Origin of the sequence: Mesorhizobium sp. YL-MeA3-2017, assembly GCF_030814575.1 — a bacterium.
GTDB lineage: Bacteria > Pseudomonadota > Alphaproteobacteria > Rhizobiales > Rhizobiaceae > Mesorhizobium > Mesorhizobium terrae.
In genome coordinates, this window is the sequence record NZ_JAUSVH010000001.1 from 2525564 (window position 1) to 2541323 (window position 15760).

A 15760-nucleotide genomic window follows, 5' to 3' on the forward strand; every position below is an offset into this window, starting at 1 on the left:
ACGCTCGTAAAGCTTAATGAACCCTTAACAAGGGGTGAAATTTTTTAAGGGACGACTGCCGAGTGTGCCGTATCAGCACAGCATCGAGGTGCTTGAGATGCCTGGCGCCACCTGAAAAAGTCGCGAGACCTTGTTCTCATCTTCGAACCGGTTCACCGCTTTCAAGTCGGCCTTGGAGACTGGCCACAACTCGATCCGGGATGAAAGCTGGCATCTCGCGCGTTTACTCACTCGATCGTGACCGCAACGACGGTCGCGCTGAACCGGAAGTGGGAACTTCAATGCAAGGCGTGGCCAGGAACTTCTTCGTGCTTGCCATCATCTATGCGCTGTGCGGCATGGCATTGGGCCTGCAGATGGCGATCAGCCAGGATCACACCGAGATGCCCGTCCATGCGCATGCGCTGGTGGCGGGATGGCTGACATCGGCGGTCTTCGCGTTTTTCTACCACCTGTTCCCCGCCGCCGGGCAAACGAGGCTGGCCAATATCCATTTCTGGCTGACAGCGGTGAGCGGAGCGGGCCTGATGGTGACGCTCTATCTCCTGCTGGCGGGAAAAACCGCGATCGAGCCGCTGGTCGGCATGTTCTCGATCCTCTTTTATGCCGGCATGCTTCTGTTCGCCGTCATTGCCTGGCCCGTCATCCGCAAAACCTGATCCGCCATGCCTGGAGACAGAGACCGATGGACTGGTACCCGATCGTAAAACTGTTGCATGTCGTTGCCGCCACGATCTGGGTCGGCGGCGGCTTCACCATGATCCTTGTGGGGACGCTCGCCGATCGCGCCAACGATCAGGAAACGTTGATGGCCCTGCTCAAGGCCACGGCGAAGCTCGGCAAGCTGTTGTTCATGCCGTCATCGCTGGCGACATTGGTCTCCGGCTTGATCATGACGTCGGTGTGGACCGGCTTTTCGGAGCTGTGGGTGATCATCGGGTTATGCGGCTACGCCGCTGCCTTCGTCACCGGCACCTTCGTCCTCAAGCCTTGGACCCAGAAAATCGCCGCTATGCTCGCCCGCGACGGGATCACCCCCGCGGCGGTCGCGCTCGGGCGACGCACCCTGCGCTTTGGCAAGTTCGACTACATCGTCATGGCCATCGTGGTGGCCGACATGGTCCTCAAGCCAACCCTTCACAACACCGGGGAACTGACCGCCATGGCGGTGCTGATGATCGGCGGCGCTGTCGTGATCTTCGCAAGGCGGGAAACCGCTGGCACGGCCGCCGCCTGACCAGCTTCCGACGACGGGGCCGGCCTCAGCCGGCTTTGGCCATTTCCCGCAGCCGGAATTTCTGGATCTTGCCGGTCGAGGTCTTGGGAATCTCGTCGAAGATGATGGCTTTCGGCACCTTGAAGCGGGCAAGCAGGCCCCGGCAGTGTTCGATGATCTCGGCTTCCGTCGCGGTTCTGCCTGGCTTCAGCTCGACATAGGCCACCGGCACCTCGCCCCATTTGTCGTCGGCACGGGCAACCACACCGCAGGAAGCCACGGCGGGATGCTTGTAGAGCGCGTCCTCGACCTCGATCGATGAAATGTTCTCGCCGCCGGAAATGATGATGTCCTTGGAGCGGTCCTTCAACTGGATGTAGCCGTCGGGATGCATGACCCCAAGGTCACCGGAGTGAAACCAGCCACCGGCGAAAGCTTCATCAGTCGCCTTCCGGTTTTTCAGATAGCCCTTCATGACGATGTTGCCGCGAAACATCACCTCGCCGATGGTTTCGCCGTCGGCGGGTGTCTTTTCCATGGTGGCGGGGTCCATTACGGTCAGGCCCTCCAGCGCCGCGTAACGCACGCCCTGGCGCGCCTTCCTGGCGGTGCGGTTCGCCTTGTCCAGCATGTCCCATTCGCCGTGCCATTCGTTGACGACGGCCGGACCATAAGTCTCGGTCAGGCCATAGAGATGGGTGACCGCGAAACCGGCATCGGCCATGCCGGACAACACCGCTTCCGGAGGCGGCGCGGCCGCCGTATTGAAGGTGACGGTCTGCGGAAAATCGCGCTTGTCCTCGTCCCTGGCATTGATCAGCGACGCCATGACGATGGGCGCGCCGCACAGATGAGTCACGCCATGGTCGGCGATGGCATCATACATCGCCTTGGCGCGCACCCAGCGCAGACAGACATGCGTTCCGGCCTGCACCGCCAGTGTCCAGGGAAAGCACCAGCCATTGCAGTGGAACATCGGCAGCGTCCACAGGTAAACCGCGTGCTTGCCCATGCCGGCATGGATCGTATTGGCATAGGCCATCAGGGCCGCACCCCGGTGATGGTAGACGACGCCCTTGGGATTGCCGGTGGTGCCGGACGTATAGTTCAGCGAAATCGCGTCCCATTCGTCGTCAGGCATCGACCAGGAAAAATCCTCGTCGCCGCTTGCGACGAAATCCTCGTAATCGAGCGAACCGATGCGCTCGCCCTTGGGATATGGCGCATCGTCCGCGTAATCGGGATCGTCATAGTCGATGACCAGCGGCTTCACCTTGGCCAGCGCCAGTGCTTCCTTCACCACGCCGGAAAACTCGCGGTCGACGATCAGCACCTTGGTCTCGGCATGGTCGAGCTGGAAGGCGACGATCGCCGCATCGAGGCGGGTGTTGAGCGAATGCAGCACCGCCTTCACCATCGGCACGCCGAAATGCGCCTCCAGCATGGGCGGGGTGTTCGACAGCATCACCGTCACCGTGTCGCTCTTGCCGATGCCGTGCTTCGCCAGCGCCCATGCCAGTTTCAGCGAGCGGCGCCAGAAATCCCGATAGGTGATGCGCTGATTGCCATGGATGATTGCTAGATGGTCGGGATAGGTCTTTGCCGCCCGTTCCAGGAACGACAGCGGGGTCAACGGCTGGTGATTGGCGGGATTTTTGTCGAGATCCAGCGCGTAGGGGTTTGTCATCCCGCCCTCCGAAACGAGTTATTTCCAGCACTTCAAGCACAGCTGGCGAACGGCGTCATCCTCTACAGAAGGCTGACCACGCCGTCCCACAACAGCTTGACCGCAACCAGCGCGATAGTCCCGTAGGTGAAGGGGTAGAACACCTCGGGCCGCATGCGCTTGACCAGCCATGCGCCGGCCAGCGTCGACAGCGGCGCCAGCGGCATCAGCACCCCTGCGGCGGCAAGATTGGCGGCGTCGAACTGGCCGAGCGCGAAATAAGGAATGAGCTTGATCGCGTTGATGATGGCGAAAAACACCACGCCTGTGGCGGTCAGCACTTTCGGGTCCATGCGAAGCGGCATCGTATAGACCTGGAAGGGCGGCCCGCCGACATGGGCGACGAAGCTGGTGAAGCCGGCAATGGTGCCCCAGAATGCTGCCTGGATCTTGTTGGGTTGCGTGGCGTGCGTGCTGCCGTGCCGATAGGTGAGATAGAGCCATCGCCCGACGAAGACGATGGTGACGGCGCCGACGATGAAACGCACCATATCGGCGGTCACGAACGCTGCTGTCGCCCAGCCTATGCCGATGCCGACCAGAGCGCCCGGCAGCATGTCGACGAGCGTCGTCTTGTTCTGCTGGCCACGCCAGGTCCACAAAGAGACGATGTCCATCACGACCAGGATCGGCAGCAGGATCGCCGCCGCCTGCACGGGAGACATCGCCAGCGCCATCAGCGGAACGCCGATCAGGCCAAAGCCGCCCACCCCACCCTTGGTGAGACCCACCAGGATGACCGCAGGCACGGCAACGGCGTAGAACCAGGGATCGGTGAGCAGAGCGGACATGCCGGGAGGGACTTGAGGAGGCGACAGCCCTTACCTAGAGCATTTCGCGGTTTGGTTGAACCGATATTCGCGCGACCGGCCTGGCCTCACCAGAATGGACCACCATTTCAGCGGCTGGCCGAAACAAGCAGGAACATCGGCCGTTCCAGTTCCTCCGCGAGTTCCGGTTTCGCCGCGATCTGCTCGGGCGTCGGACAGAATTCCTCGACATGGTTCAGGGTGAAGCCGGCGGCGATGAGCGCGTTCAAGGTGGTGCCGATCGTGCGGTGATATTTGACGACCCCCTCGGACAGCCAATCGGTGGTACGCGGCCCCTCGATGAAATAGCAGTCGATGGGCCAGGTCCTTTTTCCCTCGGCATCGATAGACCAGCCGGGCTTGGATGGCGCCATGAGGACGGGATGCTCCGTCGAAAAGACGAGCCGCCCGCCAGGTGCCAACGCCTGATGGATCGCAGAAAACAGCCTCCCGACGTCGTTGACGTAGTGGAGCGCCAATGACGAATAGGCGAGGTCATAGGCCGCGGCTGGCAGGTTCAGTTCCTCCAGATCCGCGCGGCGGTATTCGATCGCCATGTCCGAACTCGCGACGGCGCGTTCCAGCATCTTCTGCGAAACATCGAACCCCAGCACGCTCGCGGCGCCCTGCTCCCACGCCCAACGGCAGAACCAGCCGAAACCGCAGCCCAGATCGACGATCCGGCGACCTTTGACCTCGGGCAGCATCGCCCGCAACGCCGGCCATTCGGGAGCGCCGGCCAGCCCTTCGACCGAGCGGACGAGACTGCTGTATCCGGCGAAAAACTCCGGCCGGTCGTAGATGTTCTGTGCCATGGTGATTGCCTTTCACCGCAACCATAAAGCCGCCACGCCGGCCTGCCAACACCGGACGGGAACTGCCCCATTCCTCACCAGACTTGCAGGCATGCAATCACCCGCCTATTGCGGACTCGAAAGACAGTGGAGACACCGCATGACTGGCGAGATTGCCTTCCGCCGGGCGAAACAGGCCGATGTCTCCACGATCGTCGCCATGCTTGCGGACGATCCGTTGGGCAGCGGCAGGGAAAACATCAGCGAGCCGCTGGCCGAGGGCTATTTCAAGGCATTCGCGGCGATCGATGCCGATCCGAACCAGTTGCTGGCCGTCATGACCGAGGACGGGCGCACCGTCGGCACGCTGCAACTCACCTTCATCGCCGGCCTGTCCCGGCAAGGCGCACTACGCGGCCAGATCGAGGCAGTGCGGGTGATCTGGGATCGTCAGGGCCAGCGGCTTGGCCAGAAGCTGATCGAATGGGCGGTTGAGCAATGTAGAAAGCGCGGATGCCGCGTCGTGCAACTGACCACGGACCGCAGCCGGCACGACGCCCACCGCTTCTACGAACGTCTCGGCTTCAAGCAATCCCATCTGGGTTACAAGATCGATCTCTGATCGACGGCTTGCGCGCCTGTTCAACAACGCCGCATTCGTCTATGCCGCAATGCAACCATCTTCGCCTCGCATAGGCGGAACCGGAACCGATATCGCCATGACCGAAACAACGCCACCCAACCGCTGCCGCATCGTGCTCATTCCACCGGCGGGCACAGCCGCCGAACGTGTCGTTGCCGCGTTCGCAAGCGGTGACATCGCCTCGCTGATCCTGCCGCAGGACGACAGGGACGAGGCAACGTTCCAGGCTTATGCGGAAAAGATCGTCCCTGCTGCACAGGCAGTCGGCATCGCCGTGGTGATTGCCGGCGACAGCCGCATCGCCGGACGGGTCAAGGCCGATGGCCTGCATGTCGAAGCCAGCAAGGCGGAACTGGCGGACGCCGTGGAACGCTTGCAAGAGCGGATGATGGTGGGCACCGGTGGCGCCAAGACACGTGACGACGCGCTGGAACTGGGCGAGGTGCGCCCCGACTACATCTTCTTCGGCCGCTTCGGCTACGACAACAAGCCCGAGCCGCACCCCCGCAATCTCTCGCTCGGCCAATGGTGGGCGGAAATGATCGAGATCCCCTGCATCGTCATGGCCGGGTCCGACATTGGTTCGGTGGAAGCCGTGGCGGCCACCGGTGCGGAATTCGTTGCCTTGTCCGCGGCGATCTTCGCCGACGGTGTCGAGCCGGCCACGGCTGTGGCCGAAGCCAACACGTTGCTCGACAAGACCGCACCGCATTTCGAGGGTTGAAGATGCAGCCGCGCCGCCTCTTCGCAGCCGCCTTTGTGGCGCTCGGTGTAGCGGTCCCCGCGGCCGTAGCGGCCGAAACCGCACAGCCGCCGAAGCCGGACGCCGTGACGCCTACCCCCCAGACGCAGGCAACGGAACCGGCGTCCGCCGCAACCACTCCAGCGCAGGGGTCACCAGCGGAAACGAGCCTGCAGCCGAACCAGCCAAATGCCTCGGTCTCTGAGCCATCGACGCCCACGCCGGTAGCGCCCGGCCAGCCTGCGCCCGGCGAAAAGCCGGAGGCGCAACCGTCCGAACCGTCAAAGCCGGCGGGCATCGCACCGGGGCAACCCGCTCCGCCCGCCGTGCGGCCGGAACTACCTAAGCCCGATCAATCAACGACGGCGGCAAAGAAGGGCGACCGTCCCATCGCCAACACCTTGCCTCAACCGGCAACGACCGCCGAACCGAAGCCGCTCGACATCGACCCGATGCGTTTCGGTGGCAAGAAGCCGGACCTCGCCTACGGCGCCTACCAGCGTGGGCTCTACAAGACCGCCTACAATCTGGCGATCGAACGCGCCAACCAGGGCGATGCCGCCGCGGAAACGCTGGTCGCGGAAATCCTTTCGCGTGGGCTTGGCATGCCGGTCAACGGTGCGGAAGCCGCGAAATGGTATCAGCGCGCCGCCGAACAAGGCGTCTCGGAAGCTCAGTTCCAATACGCGTTGATCCTTCTCGATGGTCGCTTTGCCAAGAAGGACGACAAGGAGGCGCAGGCGCTGCTGCAAGCGTCGGCGGAAACCGGCAACCCGCTGGCGCAGTTCAACCTCGCGCAGCTTCTCGTCCAGCGCGAACCCGGCGAAAACGGGCTTGCCAAGGCTGTGCCTTATTATGAGAAGGCTTCGGACAGCGGCCTTGCCGACGCGCAATACGCCATGGCCCAGATCTACGCCAATGGCGCCGCTGGCAAGAAGCAGGACGATGCCGAAGCAAGACGGCTTCTGGTCTTGGCGGCCCGGCAGAACTACGACACCGCGCAGCTCGACCTCGGCCAGTGGCTGGTCGACGGGCGCGGCGGCAAGCGTGACCTCAAATCGGGCTTCAACTGGATGAAGCGCGCTGCCGAAGGCGGCAACGTCGCCGCGCAAAACCGGCTGGCGAAACTCTATGAAGGCGGCATTGGTGTCGACCCGGACCTGGTCACCGCCGCCGCTTGGTACATCGTCGCGCGCCGCGCCGGGCTGATCGACCAGCAAATGGAAGACTTCATGCAGGGCCTGGACGACGATCAGACCAAGCAGGCGTTGCAGAAAGCCAATCGGCTGCGCTAGCGAACGAAAACCCGGCTTTCGCCGCGTCTCTTGCCTCTTTCGGCAAATTATGGTCTTGGAGGCGCCGAAATCGCCCATCGGCGAACCTCTTTTCCGGATCAACCATAATGGCCAAGATCAACGGCAACGAAATCCGTCCCGGCTACGTCATTGAGCATGACGGCGGCCTCTGGGTGGCAGTGAAGACCAACACGGTGAAGCCCGGCAAGGGCGGCGCCTACAACCAGGTCGAGCTGAAAAACCTCATCAATGGCACCAAGCTCAACGAGCGTTTCCGCGCGGCGGAAACCGTGGAGCGCATTCGCCTCGACCTGAAGGATTTTTCCTTCCTCTACGAGCAGGGCGAGGCGCTGGTGTTCATGGACACCGAGAGCTACGAGCAACTCGAATTGCCGAAGGATTTCGTCGGCGACCGTGCCGCCTTCCTGCAGGACGGGATGATGGTCACCGTCCAGCTCTACGAGGACAGGCCTATCGGCATCGAACTGCCCGACCAGGTGACCCTGACCATCACCGAGGCTGATCCCGTAGTAAAAGGCCAGACGGCGGCGTCTTCCTACAAGCCGGCGGTGCTCGAGAATGGCGTCCGCGTTCTGGTGCCGCCGTTCATAGCTTCAGGCGAACGCATTATCGTCGACACCAACGAGATCACCTACGTCCGCCGCGCGGACTGATATCGGGTCCGACGTCTTCTACGTCGCCCTTCTACTTTCAAGGACCATCCAGCATGGCGCGTTCCGCACTTCTCAACGTCATGGTTCAGGCCGCGATGAAAGCTGGCCGCTCGCTGTCGCGCGACTTCGGCGAAGTGCAGAACCTGCAGGTCTCGATGAAGGGGCCGGGCGACTATGTCAGCCAGGCCGACCGCAAGGCGGAAGACATCATCTTCACCGAACTGTCCAAGGCGAGACCCGGCTACGCCTTTCTCATGGAAGAGCGCGGCACTGTCGGCGGTGACGACGATCAGCATCGCTGGCTCGTCGATCCGCTGGACGGCACCACCAACTTCCTGCACGGCATTCCGATCTTTTCGGTCTCCATTGCTCTCGAGCGTCAGGGCCAGATCGTCGCCGGCGTCATCTACAACCCGGCCATGGACGAGCTCTACACGGCCGAACGCGGCGGCGGCGCCTTCATGAACGATCGCCGCTTGCGTGTCGCCGCGCGCACCAAGCTGTCGGACACCGTGATCGGCTGCGGCGTCCCGCATCTCGGCCGCGGCCACCACGGCAATTTCCTCGTCGAACTGCGTAACGTCATGGCCGAAGTGTCGGGCATCCGCAGGCTCGGCTCCGCCGCGCTCGACCTCGCCTATGTCGCGGCCGGCCGCATGGACGGCTTCTGGGAAGGCGGCCTTTCGCCCTGGGACATTGCTGCCGGCCTCCTGATGGTCCGCGAGGCGGGTGGCTACGTGTCCGACGCGAAAGGCGGCCAGGACATGCTGGAGCAAGGCACGGTCGTGGCCGGCAACGAAACGATCCATCGCGCGCTGCTGGCAACCGTCAAGAAGCCGCTGCAAACGCGCTGAAGCCGTGCGACGGCGCGCTGAAGCGCCGCAGCCACGAAACCGTTACACGAACTTGAAATACTGGCTGGCGACCGCCCAGATAGGGCGGATGCAGGTTCGATGATGAGCGATAGACAGCCAGAAACCGCTTTCAACATTCCGTTCGTCGGACGGTGGCACTATTCACGTGCCGAGATGATCGCGGACGGCATCGTTCATGCCGTTGGCATCGTTCTGGCCATCGCTGCCGGTTCGGCGATGCTGACGCTCGCCGCCTCGCGCGCCGCGCCCGGCGAATATGTCGCCGCGGCTTTTTATGTTGTGGCGTTGCTGACGGTGCTTTCCGTGTCGATGGCCTATAATCTGTGGCCGGTCACCTCGCGCGTCAAATGGGTGCTGCGCCGCTTCGACCATTCCGCGATCTATCTGCTGATCGCTGCAAGCTATACGCCCTTCCTAGCCCAGCTTCAGAACGCAACCCTTGCCGGCTCGATGCTGGTCCTTATCTGGACGGCCGCGCTCGCCGGAATGGCCATCAAGGTTTTCCTCCCCGGCCGCTATGACAGGCTGGCCATTGTCTTTTATCTCGCCATCGGCTGGAGCGGCGTGGTTCTCATGCAACCGCTGATCGAGGCATTGCCGTCGACTACCATCGCGCTGCTGCTGGCGGGTGGTATCGTCTATTCGCTCGGCGTGGTTTTCTTCGCCTGGAAGGGGCTGCGTTTTCACAACGCGCTCTGGCACGGTTTCGTCGTGACGGGCGCCGGCCTGCATTTCGCGGCCATGCTGGACAGCCTTGTCATCAACCGACTTTGACATCCGACGTGTCGCGCCTTCCAATTTCGTCACATTTCCGTTTAGAGTCGCCACGATCCAATTCCACGGCGACATCGGAAACGGGGCCGGAATGACCTTTCTTAAATCCATCACCTCGGGGCGGCGCTCGGACGTCTTGAGCTACGACCCGCACAAGCTTTCCAGCCCACAGGTGTTCGTGCTGACTATGGTGGTGTTTCTTGCCATCGTCGCCTTCATCGCCATCGTCCTGTCACGGCAGATTTCGACCGCCTTCACCACCAATCCCGGCCTTAACGGGCTGATCGTCGGCGTGCTTGTGGTCGGTATCCTGCTTGCCTTCGCGCAGGTCGGCAGGCTGTTTCGCGAAGTACGCTGGGTCAATTCCTTCCGCGCGGGCTCGGAGACCACGGAGCCTGTCCTGCTCGCCCCGATGAAGGCCATGCTCGGCCGTTCGTCGTCGCTCGCCTTTTCGACCAGTTCGATGCGCACCATGCTCGATTCGATCGGCACCCGCCTCGACGAAAGCCGCGATACGTCCCGCTATCTGGTTGGACTGCTGGTCTTTCTCGGCCTGCTCGGCACATTCTGGGGCCTCCTGCACACAATCGGCTCGATCAGCGAGACGATCCAGTCGCTGGATCCCGGTTCGGGCGACGCAGCAGCCGTGCTCGACGCATTGAAGCAGGGACTGTCGGCGCCGCTTGCCGGCATGGGCACCGCGTTTTCATCTTCCCTGTTCGGCCTGTCGGGCTCCCTGGTGCTGGGTTTCCTCGACCTCCAGGCCGGACGCGCGCAAAACCGCTTCTACACGGAGCTGGAAAACTGGCTGTCGACGGTGACCGACCTTTCCTCCGACATCGTCGGTCCGGATGCGCGCGCCGAGTCCACCGACGAACTCCGCGTGCTGTCGGAGCGCCTGCGCAGCCTGCAGGAGAGCGATGGCTCCAACCCGCGCGTCGCCACCGCCATGGCCAATCTTGCCGACGGCATCTCTGGTCTCGTCAAGAACATGCGTTCCGAACAGCAGATCATGCGGGACTGGGTCGAAGCGCAATCGGACGAACAAAAGGCCATGCGCGCCACGCTGGACAAGATCGCCCAGGCGCTGAAGAGCCGGGAGCCGAGCTAAAGTGGCGCTGGCAAGGGGGCGACGCAGCTATCGCCATATCGACTACTGGCCAGGGTTCGTTGACGCGCTGTCGACGCTGCTGCTCGCCATCATGTTCCTGCTCTCGGTTTTCGTGCTGGCGCAGTTTCTGCTCAGTCGCGAGATTTCCGGCAAGGACGCGGTGCTGAACCGCCTCAACTCGCAGATCAACGAACTGACGCAGCTTCTGGCCCTGGAAAAGGGCAATACCCAGGACGCGCAGGATTCGCTTGCCAATCTGCAGGCCTCGCTGACAGCCGCCGAAGCGGAAAAAAGCCGGCTGCAGCAGCTTTTGGCCACCGGCTCCGGCGCGGGTGACGCCGCCAACCAGCGAGCCAGCCAGCTGGCAGGTGAACTTGATACGGAAAAGCAGGTCAGCCAGCGCGCGCTGAGCCAGGTGGAACTGCTCAACCAGCAGATCGCCGCCCTGCGCAAACAGATCGCTGCGCTTGAGGATGCGCTCAATGCATCCGAGCAGCGCGACCGCGAATCCAACACCAAGATCGCCGACCTCGGTCGCCGCCTCAACGTGGCGCTGGCGCAGCGGGTGCAGGAACTCAATCGCTATCGTTCGGATTTCTTCGGCCGTTTGCGCGAGATTCTGTCCGACCGCGACAATATCCGCATCGTTGGCGACCGGTTCGTCTTCCAGTCGGAAGTGCTGTTCCCAACGGGCTCCGAAGAGATCAACGATGCCGGCAAGGTAGAGATGAAGAAGCTGGCCGACGCGATCATCGAGCTGCAGAAGGAGATCCCGCCGGAAATCAATTGGGTACTCCGGGTTGACGGGCACACCGACAACAAGCCGCTTTCCGGAACGGGCCGCTTCAAGGACAATTGGGAATTGTCGTCGGCGCGTTCGACGGCGGTGGTCAAGTTCCTGATTGCCAATGGCGTCCCGGCCAACCGACTGGTTGCGGCGGGCTTCGGCGAATACCAGCCACTCGATACCGGCGACAGCGACGATGCGCGCAGCAAAAACCGCCGCATCGAACTGAAACTCACCGAACGCTGACGTTAAGGCTTTCCGCAGGCCAGCAAAATCAATGCGGTAACGCTTCGTTATCCTTAACCGCGACTTAACCACTATGGTTAAGAATGCTCCCAGATGGCGACCGCCCTCGCATTTGCGGCCGGCGACAGTTTCGGGAGCTTGGGTCCATGCAATTCAAACTACGCATCGTGCTGGCGCTGGCCGCCGCCGTGCTTCTGCCGCAGGCTTCGGCTCTCGCCGCCGACTACGATCCGCCGATCTATGTCGACCAGGCGCCGGAATATCAGCCCGTCGAAGTGGGCTCCGGCTGGTATCTGCGCGGCGACATTGGTTACGCCTTCTCCGACCCGTTCAAGCGGGAACAGGGTTTCACCGATACGTCGAACTACGAATACAGCTCGCACGAATTCACCGGCACGGTCGGCGTCGGCTATCATTTGACGGACTATCTGCGCACCGAACTCAACTTCGGCATCCTGCCGGGCAACAAGTTCAGCGACACCGTCCTCGTCGCCAATGCGTGCCGCGGCCACACCAATGTCATCGTCGGAACCAATCCCATCGTCATCCAGCCAGTTGCCGCCACCCAGGATTGCAACGTCGGTAACTTCGGCTCCAACAAAGCCTACACCGCGATGGCGAACGCCTATGTCGATCTCGGCACCTATGTCGGCTTGACCCCCTATATCGGCGGCGGCCTTGGCATCGCCTATACCAAATATTCCAAGTCGATCGGCAAGAAGGATTGCAAGGAAGTCTCTCCCAATTCCAGTGGCGCTGGCGGTTTTGCCTGCGATGACCCGGCCGGGTACGATGGCCAGGTTGAATCAGAGGCGAAATTCAACTTCGCCTATTCGCTCGGCGCCGGTCTCTCCTACCAGATGACCAAGAACGTATCGCTCGATCTCGGCTACGAATATTTCGCCATACCGGGCGCCACCTACGTCGCTTATGACCGCGGCCAGTTCAACACCCACAAGGGCCTCGACTACCATCAGGTCAAGCTCGGCTTCCGCTACGATCTCTGGTAGAGACAACAGCGACGGCAAGATTTGGACGGCGGGCCTTGTGCTCGCCGTTTTCGTTTGCGGCCCGCCGCATCGGCGCCAACGAATGTTCCCGTAGCGACTTTAACTTTCCTCTTGACGCCGCAGGCGCCGAGGAATATCGCCATCCGTGGGCCACCCCTCCCCAACGAGGGGCCAGCTATCTGGAAGGATAGAACCACGATGACGATCGTCACCAAGCCCGGACTCCGTCCGGCAAACCCCAATTTCTCTTCAGGTCCCTGCGCAAAACGTCCCGGCTGGTCGGTCGAGACGTTGAAGAATGCTGCCCTTGGTCGCTCGCACCGCGCCAAGATTGGCAAGACCAAGCTCGAACAGGCCATCGCGCTGACCCGCGAAATTCTCCAGGTTCCGGCCGACTACCGCATCGGCATCGTTCCGGCTTCCGATACTGGCGCCGTCGAAATGGCGCTATGGTCGCTGCTCGGCGAACGCGGTGTCGACATGGTCGCCTGGGAATCGTTCGGCACCGGCTGGATCACCGACGTGGTCAAGCAGCTCAGGCTCGAAGACGTGCGCAGGTTCGAAGCTCCCTATGGCGAGCTCCCCGACCTCGCCAAGGTCGATTTCGACCGCGACGTCGTCTTCACCTGGAACGGCACGACCTCAGGCGTGCGCGTCGCCAATGGCGATTTCATCCCGGCCGACCGCAAGGGCCTGACCATCTGCGACGCCACCTCGGCCGCTTTCGCGCAGCGTCTCGACTTCCAAAAGCTCGATGTCGTTACCTTCTCCTGGCAGAAGGCGCTGGGCGGCGAAGGCGCGCACGGCATGCTGATCTTGAGCCCCCGCGCCGTCGAACGCCTGGAGACCTATAAGCCGGCCTGGCCGTTGCCCAAGATCTTCCGCCTGACTTCCGGCGGCAAGCTGATCGAAGGCATCTTCAAGGGTGAGACAATCAACACACCGTCGATGCTGTGCGTGGAAGATTATCTCGATGCGCTGAACTGGGCGAAGGCTCTCGGCGGCCTCGATGCGCTCATTGCCCGCGCCGACGCCAACTTCGCGGCTATCGACACCTTCGTGAACAGGTCCGGTTGGCTCGGCCATCTGGCCATCGCGCCGGAAACGCGTTCCAACACCTCGGTCTGCCTGTCGATCGTCGACCCTGAGGTGGCAAGCCTCGACAAGGACGGCCAGGCAGCATTCGCCAAGGGCATCGCGTCGGCGCTCGACAACGAAGGGGTGGCCTTCGACATCGGCCATTATCGCGATGCCCCTCCCGGACTTCGCATCTGGGCTGGAGCCACGGTCGAAACGGCCGATCTGGTTGCGCTGATGCCGTGGCTCGACTGGGCCTTCGCCAATCAGAAAGCCGCGCTCAAGGCCGCTGCCTGACCAGACCCGCGGCGGCCTCCGGGCCGCCCTTTCCCCGAACAGTTTGATCACTCTTCAAGGAGGCAGCAATGGCGCCCCGCGTTCTCGTTTCCGACAAACTCTCCACCACCGCCGTCCAGATCTTCAAGGATCGTGGCGTCGAGGTCGACTACCTACCCGACCTCGGCAAGGACAAGGAAAAACTCCTCGAGGTCATCGGCCAGTATGATGGCCTCGCCATCCGTTCGGCCACCAAGGTCACCGAGAAGCTGATCAATGCAGCGACCAATCTGAAGGTCGTCGGCCGCGCCGGCATCGGCGTCGACAATGTCGATATTCCCGCCGCCTCGCGGCGCGGTATCATCGTCATGAACACGCCTTTCGGCAACTCGATCACCACCGCCGAACACGCCATCGCGCTGATGTTCGCGGTCGCCCGCCAGATCCCCGAAGCCAACGCCTCGACCCATGCCGGCAAATGGGAAAAGAACCGCTTCATGGGCGTCGAGATTACCGGCAAGACGCTCGGCCTGATCGGCTGCGGCAATATCGGCTCGATCGTCGCCACCCGCGCCGTCGGCCTCAAGATGCATGTCGTCGCCTTCGACCCGTTCCTGTCCGAACACCGCGCCGAGGAACTGGGCGTCGAGAAGGTCGAACTGGATGAGCTGCTCACCCGTGCCGACTTCATCACGCTGCACACGCCGCTGACCGACAAGACCCGCAACATCATCAATGCCGAGGCCATCGCCAAGATGAAGACCGGCGTGCGCATCATCAACTGCGCGCGCGGCGGTCTGGTCGTGGAAAAGGACCTGATCGCCGCGCTGAAGAGCGGCAAGGTGGCCGGTGCCGGGATCGATGTGTTCGAGGTCGAGCCAGCTGAAAGCAATGAACTCTTCGACATGGAGAACGTCGTCTGCACCCCGCATCTCGGCGCATCGACCTCGGAAGCGCAGGAGAACGTCGCCTTGCAGGTCGCCGAACAGATGGCCGACTATCTGGTCAAGGGCGCGGTTACCAACGCCATCAACATGCCTTCAATCACGGCCGAGGAAGCGCCGCGCCTGAAGCCCTTCGTCAAGCTGGCGGAAGTGCTCGGCGCCTTTGTCGGACAGGTCACCGAAGACCCGATCACCGAGGTTGAAATCCTCTTCGACGGCTCGACCGCGCAGATGAACACCAAGGCGCTGATCAGCGCTGCCCTGGCCGGGCTGATCCGGCCGCAGGTTGCCGACGTCAACATGGTGTCGGCTCCGATCATGGTGAAGGAACGCGGCATCATCGTCGCCGAGGTCAAGCGCGACAAATCGGGCGTCTTCGACGGCTATATCAAGCTCACGGTGAGGACCGAGCACATGACACGCTCGATCGCCGGCACCTGCTTCTCCGACGGCAAGCCGCGCTTCATCCAGATCAAGGGCATCAATCTCGACGCGGAAGTCGGCCAGCACATGCTCTACACCACCAATGCCGACGCGCCGGGCATCATCGGCCTGCTGGGCACCCTCTGCGGCGAGAACGGCGTCAACATCGCCAACTTCCAGCTCGGCCGCAACCGGCCGGGCGGCGATGCCATCGCCCTGCTCTATCTCGACGCGCCGTTCCCCGAACCCGTGCTGGCCAAATTGCGCGCCCACCAGTCGATCGACTCGGCCAAGCGCCTGCAGTTCGACGTCAATCCGGCCTGATGGCATTCGCGCAG

Annotated in this window: 16 protein-coding genes; 13 read left to right on the forward strand and 3 right to left on the reverse strand. The window is 62.5% G+C overall.

Translation table 11 applies throughout. The features are described 5' to 3' along the window. Positions 1-281 precede the first annotated feature (281 nt). Positions 282-659, forward strand: a complete 378-nt coding sequence (locus QFZ88_RS11950; RefSeq protein WP_024922938.1) for a hypothetical protein — start codon at positions 282-284, stop codon at positions 657-659. 26 nt (positions 660-685) lie between these two features. Next, on the forward strand, positions 686-1237 hold the full coding sequence (locus QFZ88_RS11955) for a DUF2269 family protein (protein WP_024922939.1): 552 nt from the start codon (positions 686-688) through the stop codon (positions 1235-1237). A 25-nt stretch (positions 1238-1262) separates the two neighbouring features. On the opposite strand, the gene QFZ88_RS11960 is transcribed toward QFZ88_RS11955, so the two are convergent. The 3 genes from QFZ88_RS11960 to QFZ88_RS11970 form a co-directional block, all read right to left on the reverse strand. Continuing rightward, the gene (locus tag QFZ88_RS11960; protein ID WP_024922940.1) at positions 1263-2903 is read right to left on the reverse strand and encodes an acyl-CoA synthetase; all 1641 of its coding nucleotides are present in this window, start codon (positions 2901-2903) and stop codon (positions 1263-1265) included. A 62-nt stretch (positions 2904-2965) separates the two neighbouring features. Further along, positions 2966-3733 (reverse strand): sulfite exporter TauE/SafE family protein, encoded by a 768-nt coding sequence (locus QFZ88_RS11965; RefSeq protein ID WP_024922941.1) that lies wholly within the window; start codon positions 3731-3733, stop codon positions 2966-2968. A 107-nt stretch (positions 3734-3840) separates the two neighbouring features. Then, entirely contained in the window at positions 3841-4566 is a 726-nt protein-coding gene (locus QFZ88_RS11970) for a class I SAM-dependent methyltransferase (protein WP_024922942.1), read from the reverse strand. Positions 4567-4705: 139 nt separating this feature from the next. Here QFZ88_RS11970 and QFZ88_RS11975 point away from each other — a divergent pair, with 139 nt between their 5' ends. From QFZ88_RS11975 to serA, 11 genes are all read left to right on the forward strand, one after another. Beyond that, on the forward strand, positions 4706-5167 hold the full coding sequence (locus QFZ88_RS11975; RefSeq protein WP_024922943.1) for a GNAT family N-acetyltransferase: 462 nt from the start codon (positions 4706-4708) through the stop codon (positions 5165-5167). A gap of 97 nt (positions 5168-5264) precedes the next feature. Further along, complete coding sequence (locus QFZ88_RS11980; protein WP_024922944.1) at positions 5265-5912, forward strand: thiamine phosphate synthase; 648 nt, start codon at positions 5265-5267, stop codon at positions 5910-5912. A gap of 344 nt (positions 5913-6256) precedes the next feature. After that, a complete protein-coding gene (locus QFZ88_RS11985; RefSeq protein WP_051504826.1) occupies positions 6257-7225 on the forward strand; it encodes a tetratricopeptide repeat protein in 969 nt (322 codons plus the stop codon). 107 nt (positions 7226-7332) lie between these two features. Then, positions 7333-7899, forward strand: a complete 567-nt coding sequence (gene efp / locus QFZ88_RS11990; protein WP_024922946.1) for an elongation factor P — start codon at positions 7333-7335, stop codon at positions 7897-7899. 53 nt (positions 7900-7952) lie between these two features. Further along, positions 7953-8753 (forward strand): inositol monophosphatase family protein, encoded by an 801-nt coding sequence (locus QFZ88_RS11995; protein WP_024922947.1) that lies wholly within the window; start codon positions 7953-7955, stop codon positions 8751-8753. 102 nt (positions 8754-8855) lie between these two features. Continuing rightward, positions 8856-9548: a PAQR family membrane homeostasis protein TrhA gene (locus QFZ88_RS12000; protein WP_024922948.1), complete on the forward strand. Its 693-nt coding sequence runs from the start codon at positions 8856-8858 to the stop codon at positions 9546-9548. 91 nt (positions 9549-9639) lie between these two features. Further along, the gene (locus QFZ88_RS12005) at positions 9640-10659 is read left to right on the forward strand and encodes a MotA/TolQ/ExbB proton channel family protein (RefSeq protein WP_024922949.1); all 1020 of its coding nucleotides are present in this window, start codon (positions 9640-9642) and stop codon (positions 10657-10659) included. Position 10660: 1 nt separating this feature from the next. Next, positions 10661-11692, forward strand: a complete 1032-nt coding sequence (locus tag QFZ88_RS12010; protein ID WP_024922950.1) for a peptidoglycan -binding protein — start codon at positions 10661-10663, stop codon at positions 11690-11692. A gap of 146 nt (positions 11693-11838) precedes the next feature. Beyond that, entirely contained in the window at positions 11839-12702 is an 864-nt protein-coding gene (locus tag QFZ88_RS12015; RefSeq protein ID WP_024922951.1) for an outer membrane protein, read from the forward strand. A gap of 198 nt (positions 12703-12900) precedes the next feature. After that, positions 12901-14076: a phosphoserine transaminase gene (locus QFZ88_RS12020; RefSeq protein ID WP_024922952.1), complete on the forward strand. Its 1176-nt coding sequence runs from the start codon at positions 12901-12903 to the stop codon at positions 14074-14076. Positions 14077-14144: 68 nt separating this feature from the next. Beyond that, a complete protein-coding gene (serA, locus tag QFZ88_RS12025; RefSeq protein ID WP_024922953.1) occupies positions 14145-15746 on the forward strand; it encodes a phosphoglycerate dehydrogenase in 1602 nt (533 codons plus the stop codon). Positions 15747-15760 lie beyond the last annotated feature (14 nt).

Bases quoted from the DNA above. Each gene is read 5' to 3' on its own strand.
- QFZ88_RS12020 (WP_024922952.1), top strand. From the start codon at position 12,901: ATGACGATCGTCACCAAGCCCGGACTCCGTCCGGCAAACCCCAATTTC.
- QFZ88_RS11960 (WP_024922940.1), bottom strand. From the start codon at position 2,903: ATGACAAACCCCTACGCGCTGGATCTCGACAAAAATCCCGCCAATCAC.
- QFZ88_RS11950 (WP_024922938.1), top strand. From the start codon at position 282: ATGCAAGGCGTGGCCAGGAACTTCTTCGTGCTTGCCATCATCTATGCG.
- QFZ88_RS11980 (WP_024922944.1), top strand. From the start codon at position 5,265: ATGACCGAAACAACGCCACCCAACCGCTGCCGCATCGTGCTCATTCCA.
- serA (WP_024922953.1), top strand. From the start codon at position 14,145: ATGGCGCCCCGCGTTCTCGTTTCCGACAAACTCTCCACCACCGCCGTC.
- QFZ88_RS11970 (WP_024922942.1), bottom strand. From the start codon at position 4,566: ATGGCACAGAACATCTACGACCGGCCGGAGTTTTTCGCCGGATACAGC.
- QFZ88_RS11965 (WP_024922941.1), bottom strand. From the start codon at position 3,733: ATGTCCGCTCTGCTCACCGATCCCTGGTTCTACGCCGTTGCCGTGCCT.
- efp (WP_024922946.1), top strand. From the start codon at position 7,333: ATGGCCAAGATCAACGGCAACGAAATCCGTCCCGGCTACGTCATTGAG.
- QFZ88_RS11975 (WP_024922943.1), top strand. From the start codon at position 4,706: ATGACTGGCGAGATTGCCTTCCGCCGGGCGAAACAGGCCGATGTCTCC.
- QFZ88_RS11955 (WP_024922939.1), top strand. From the start codon at position 686: ATGGACTGGTACCCGATCGTAAAACTGTTGCATGTCGTTGCCGCCACG.
- QFZ88_RS12005 (WP_024922949.1), top strand. From the start codon at position 9,640: ATGACCTTTCTTAAATCCATCACCTCGGGGCGGCGCTCGGACGTCTTG.
- QFZ88_RS12015 (WP_024922951.1), top strand. From the start codon at position 11,839: ATGCAATTCAAACTACGCATCGTGCTGGCGCTGGCCGCCGCCGTGCTT.
- QFZ88_RS12000 (WP_024922948.1), top strand. From the start codon at position 8,856: ATGAGCGATAGACAGCCAGAAACCGCTTTCAACATTCCGTTCGTCGGA.
- QFZ88_RS11995 (WP_024922947.1), top strand. From the start codon at position 7,953: ATGGCGCGTTCCGCACTTCTCAACGTCATGGTTCAGGCCGCGATGAAA.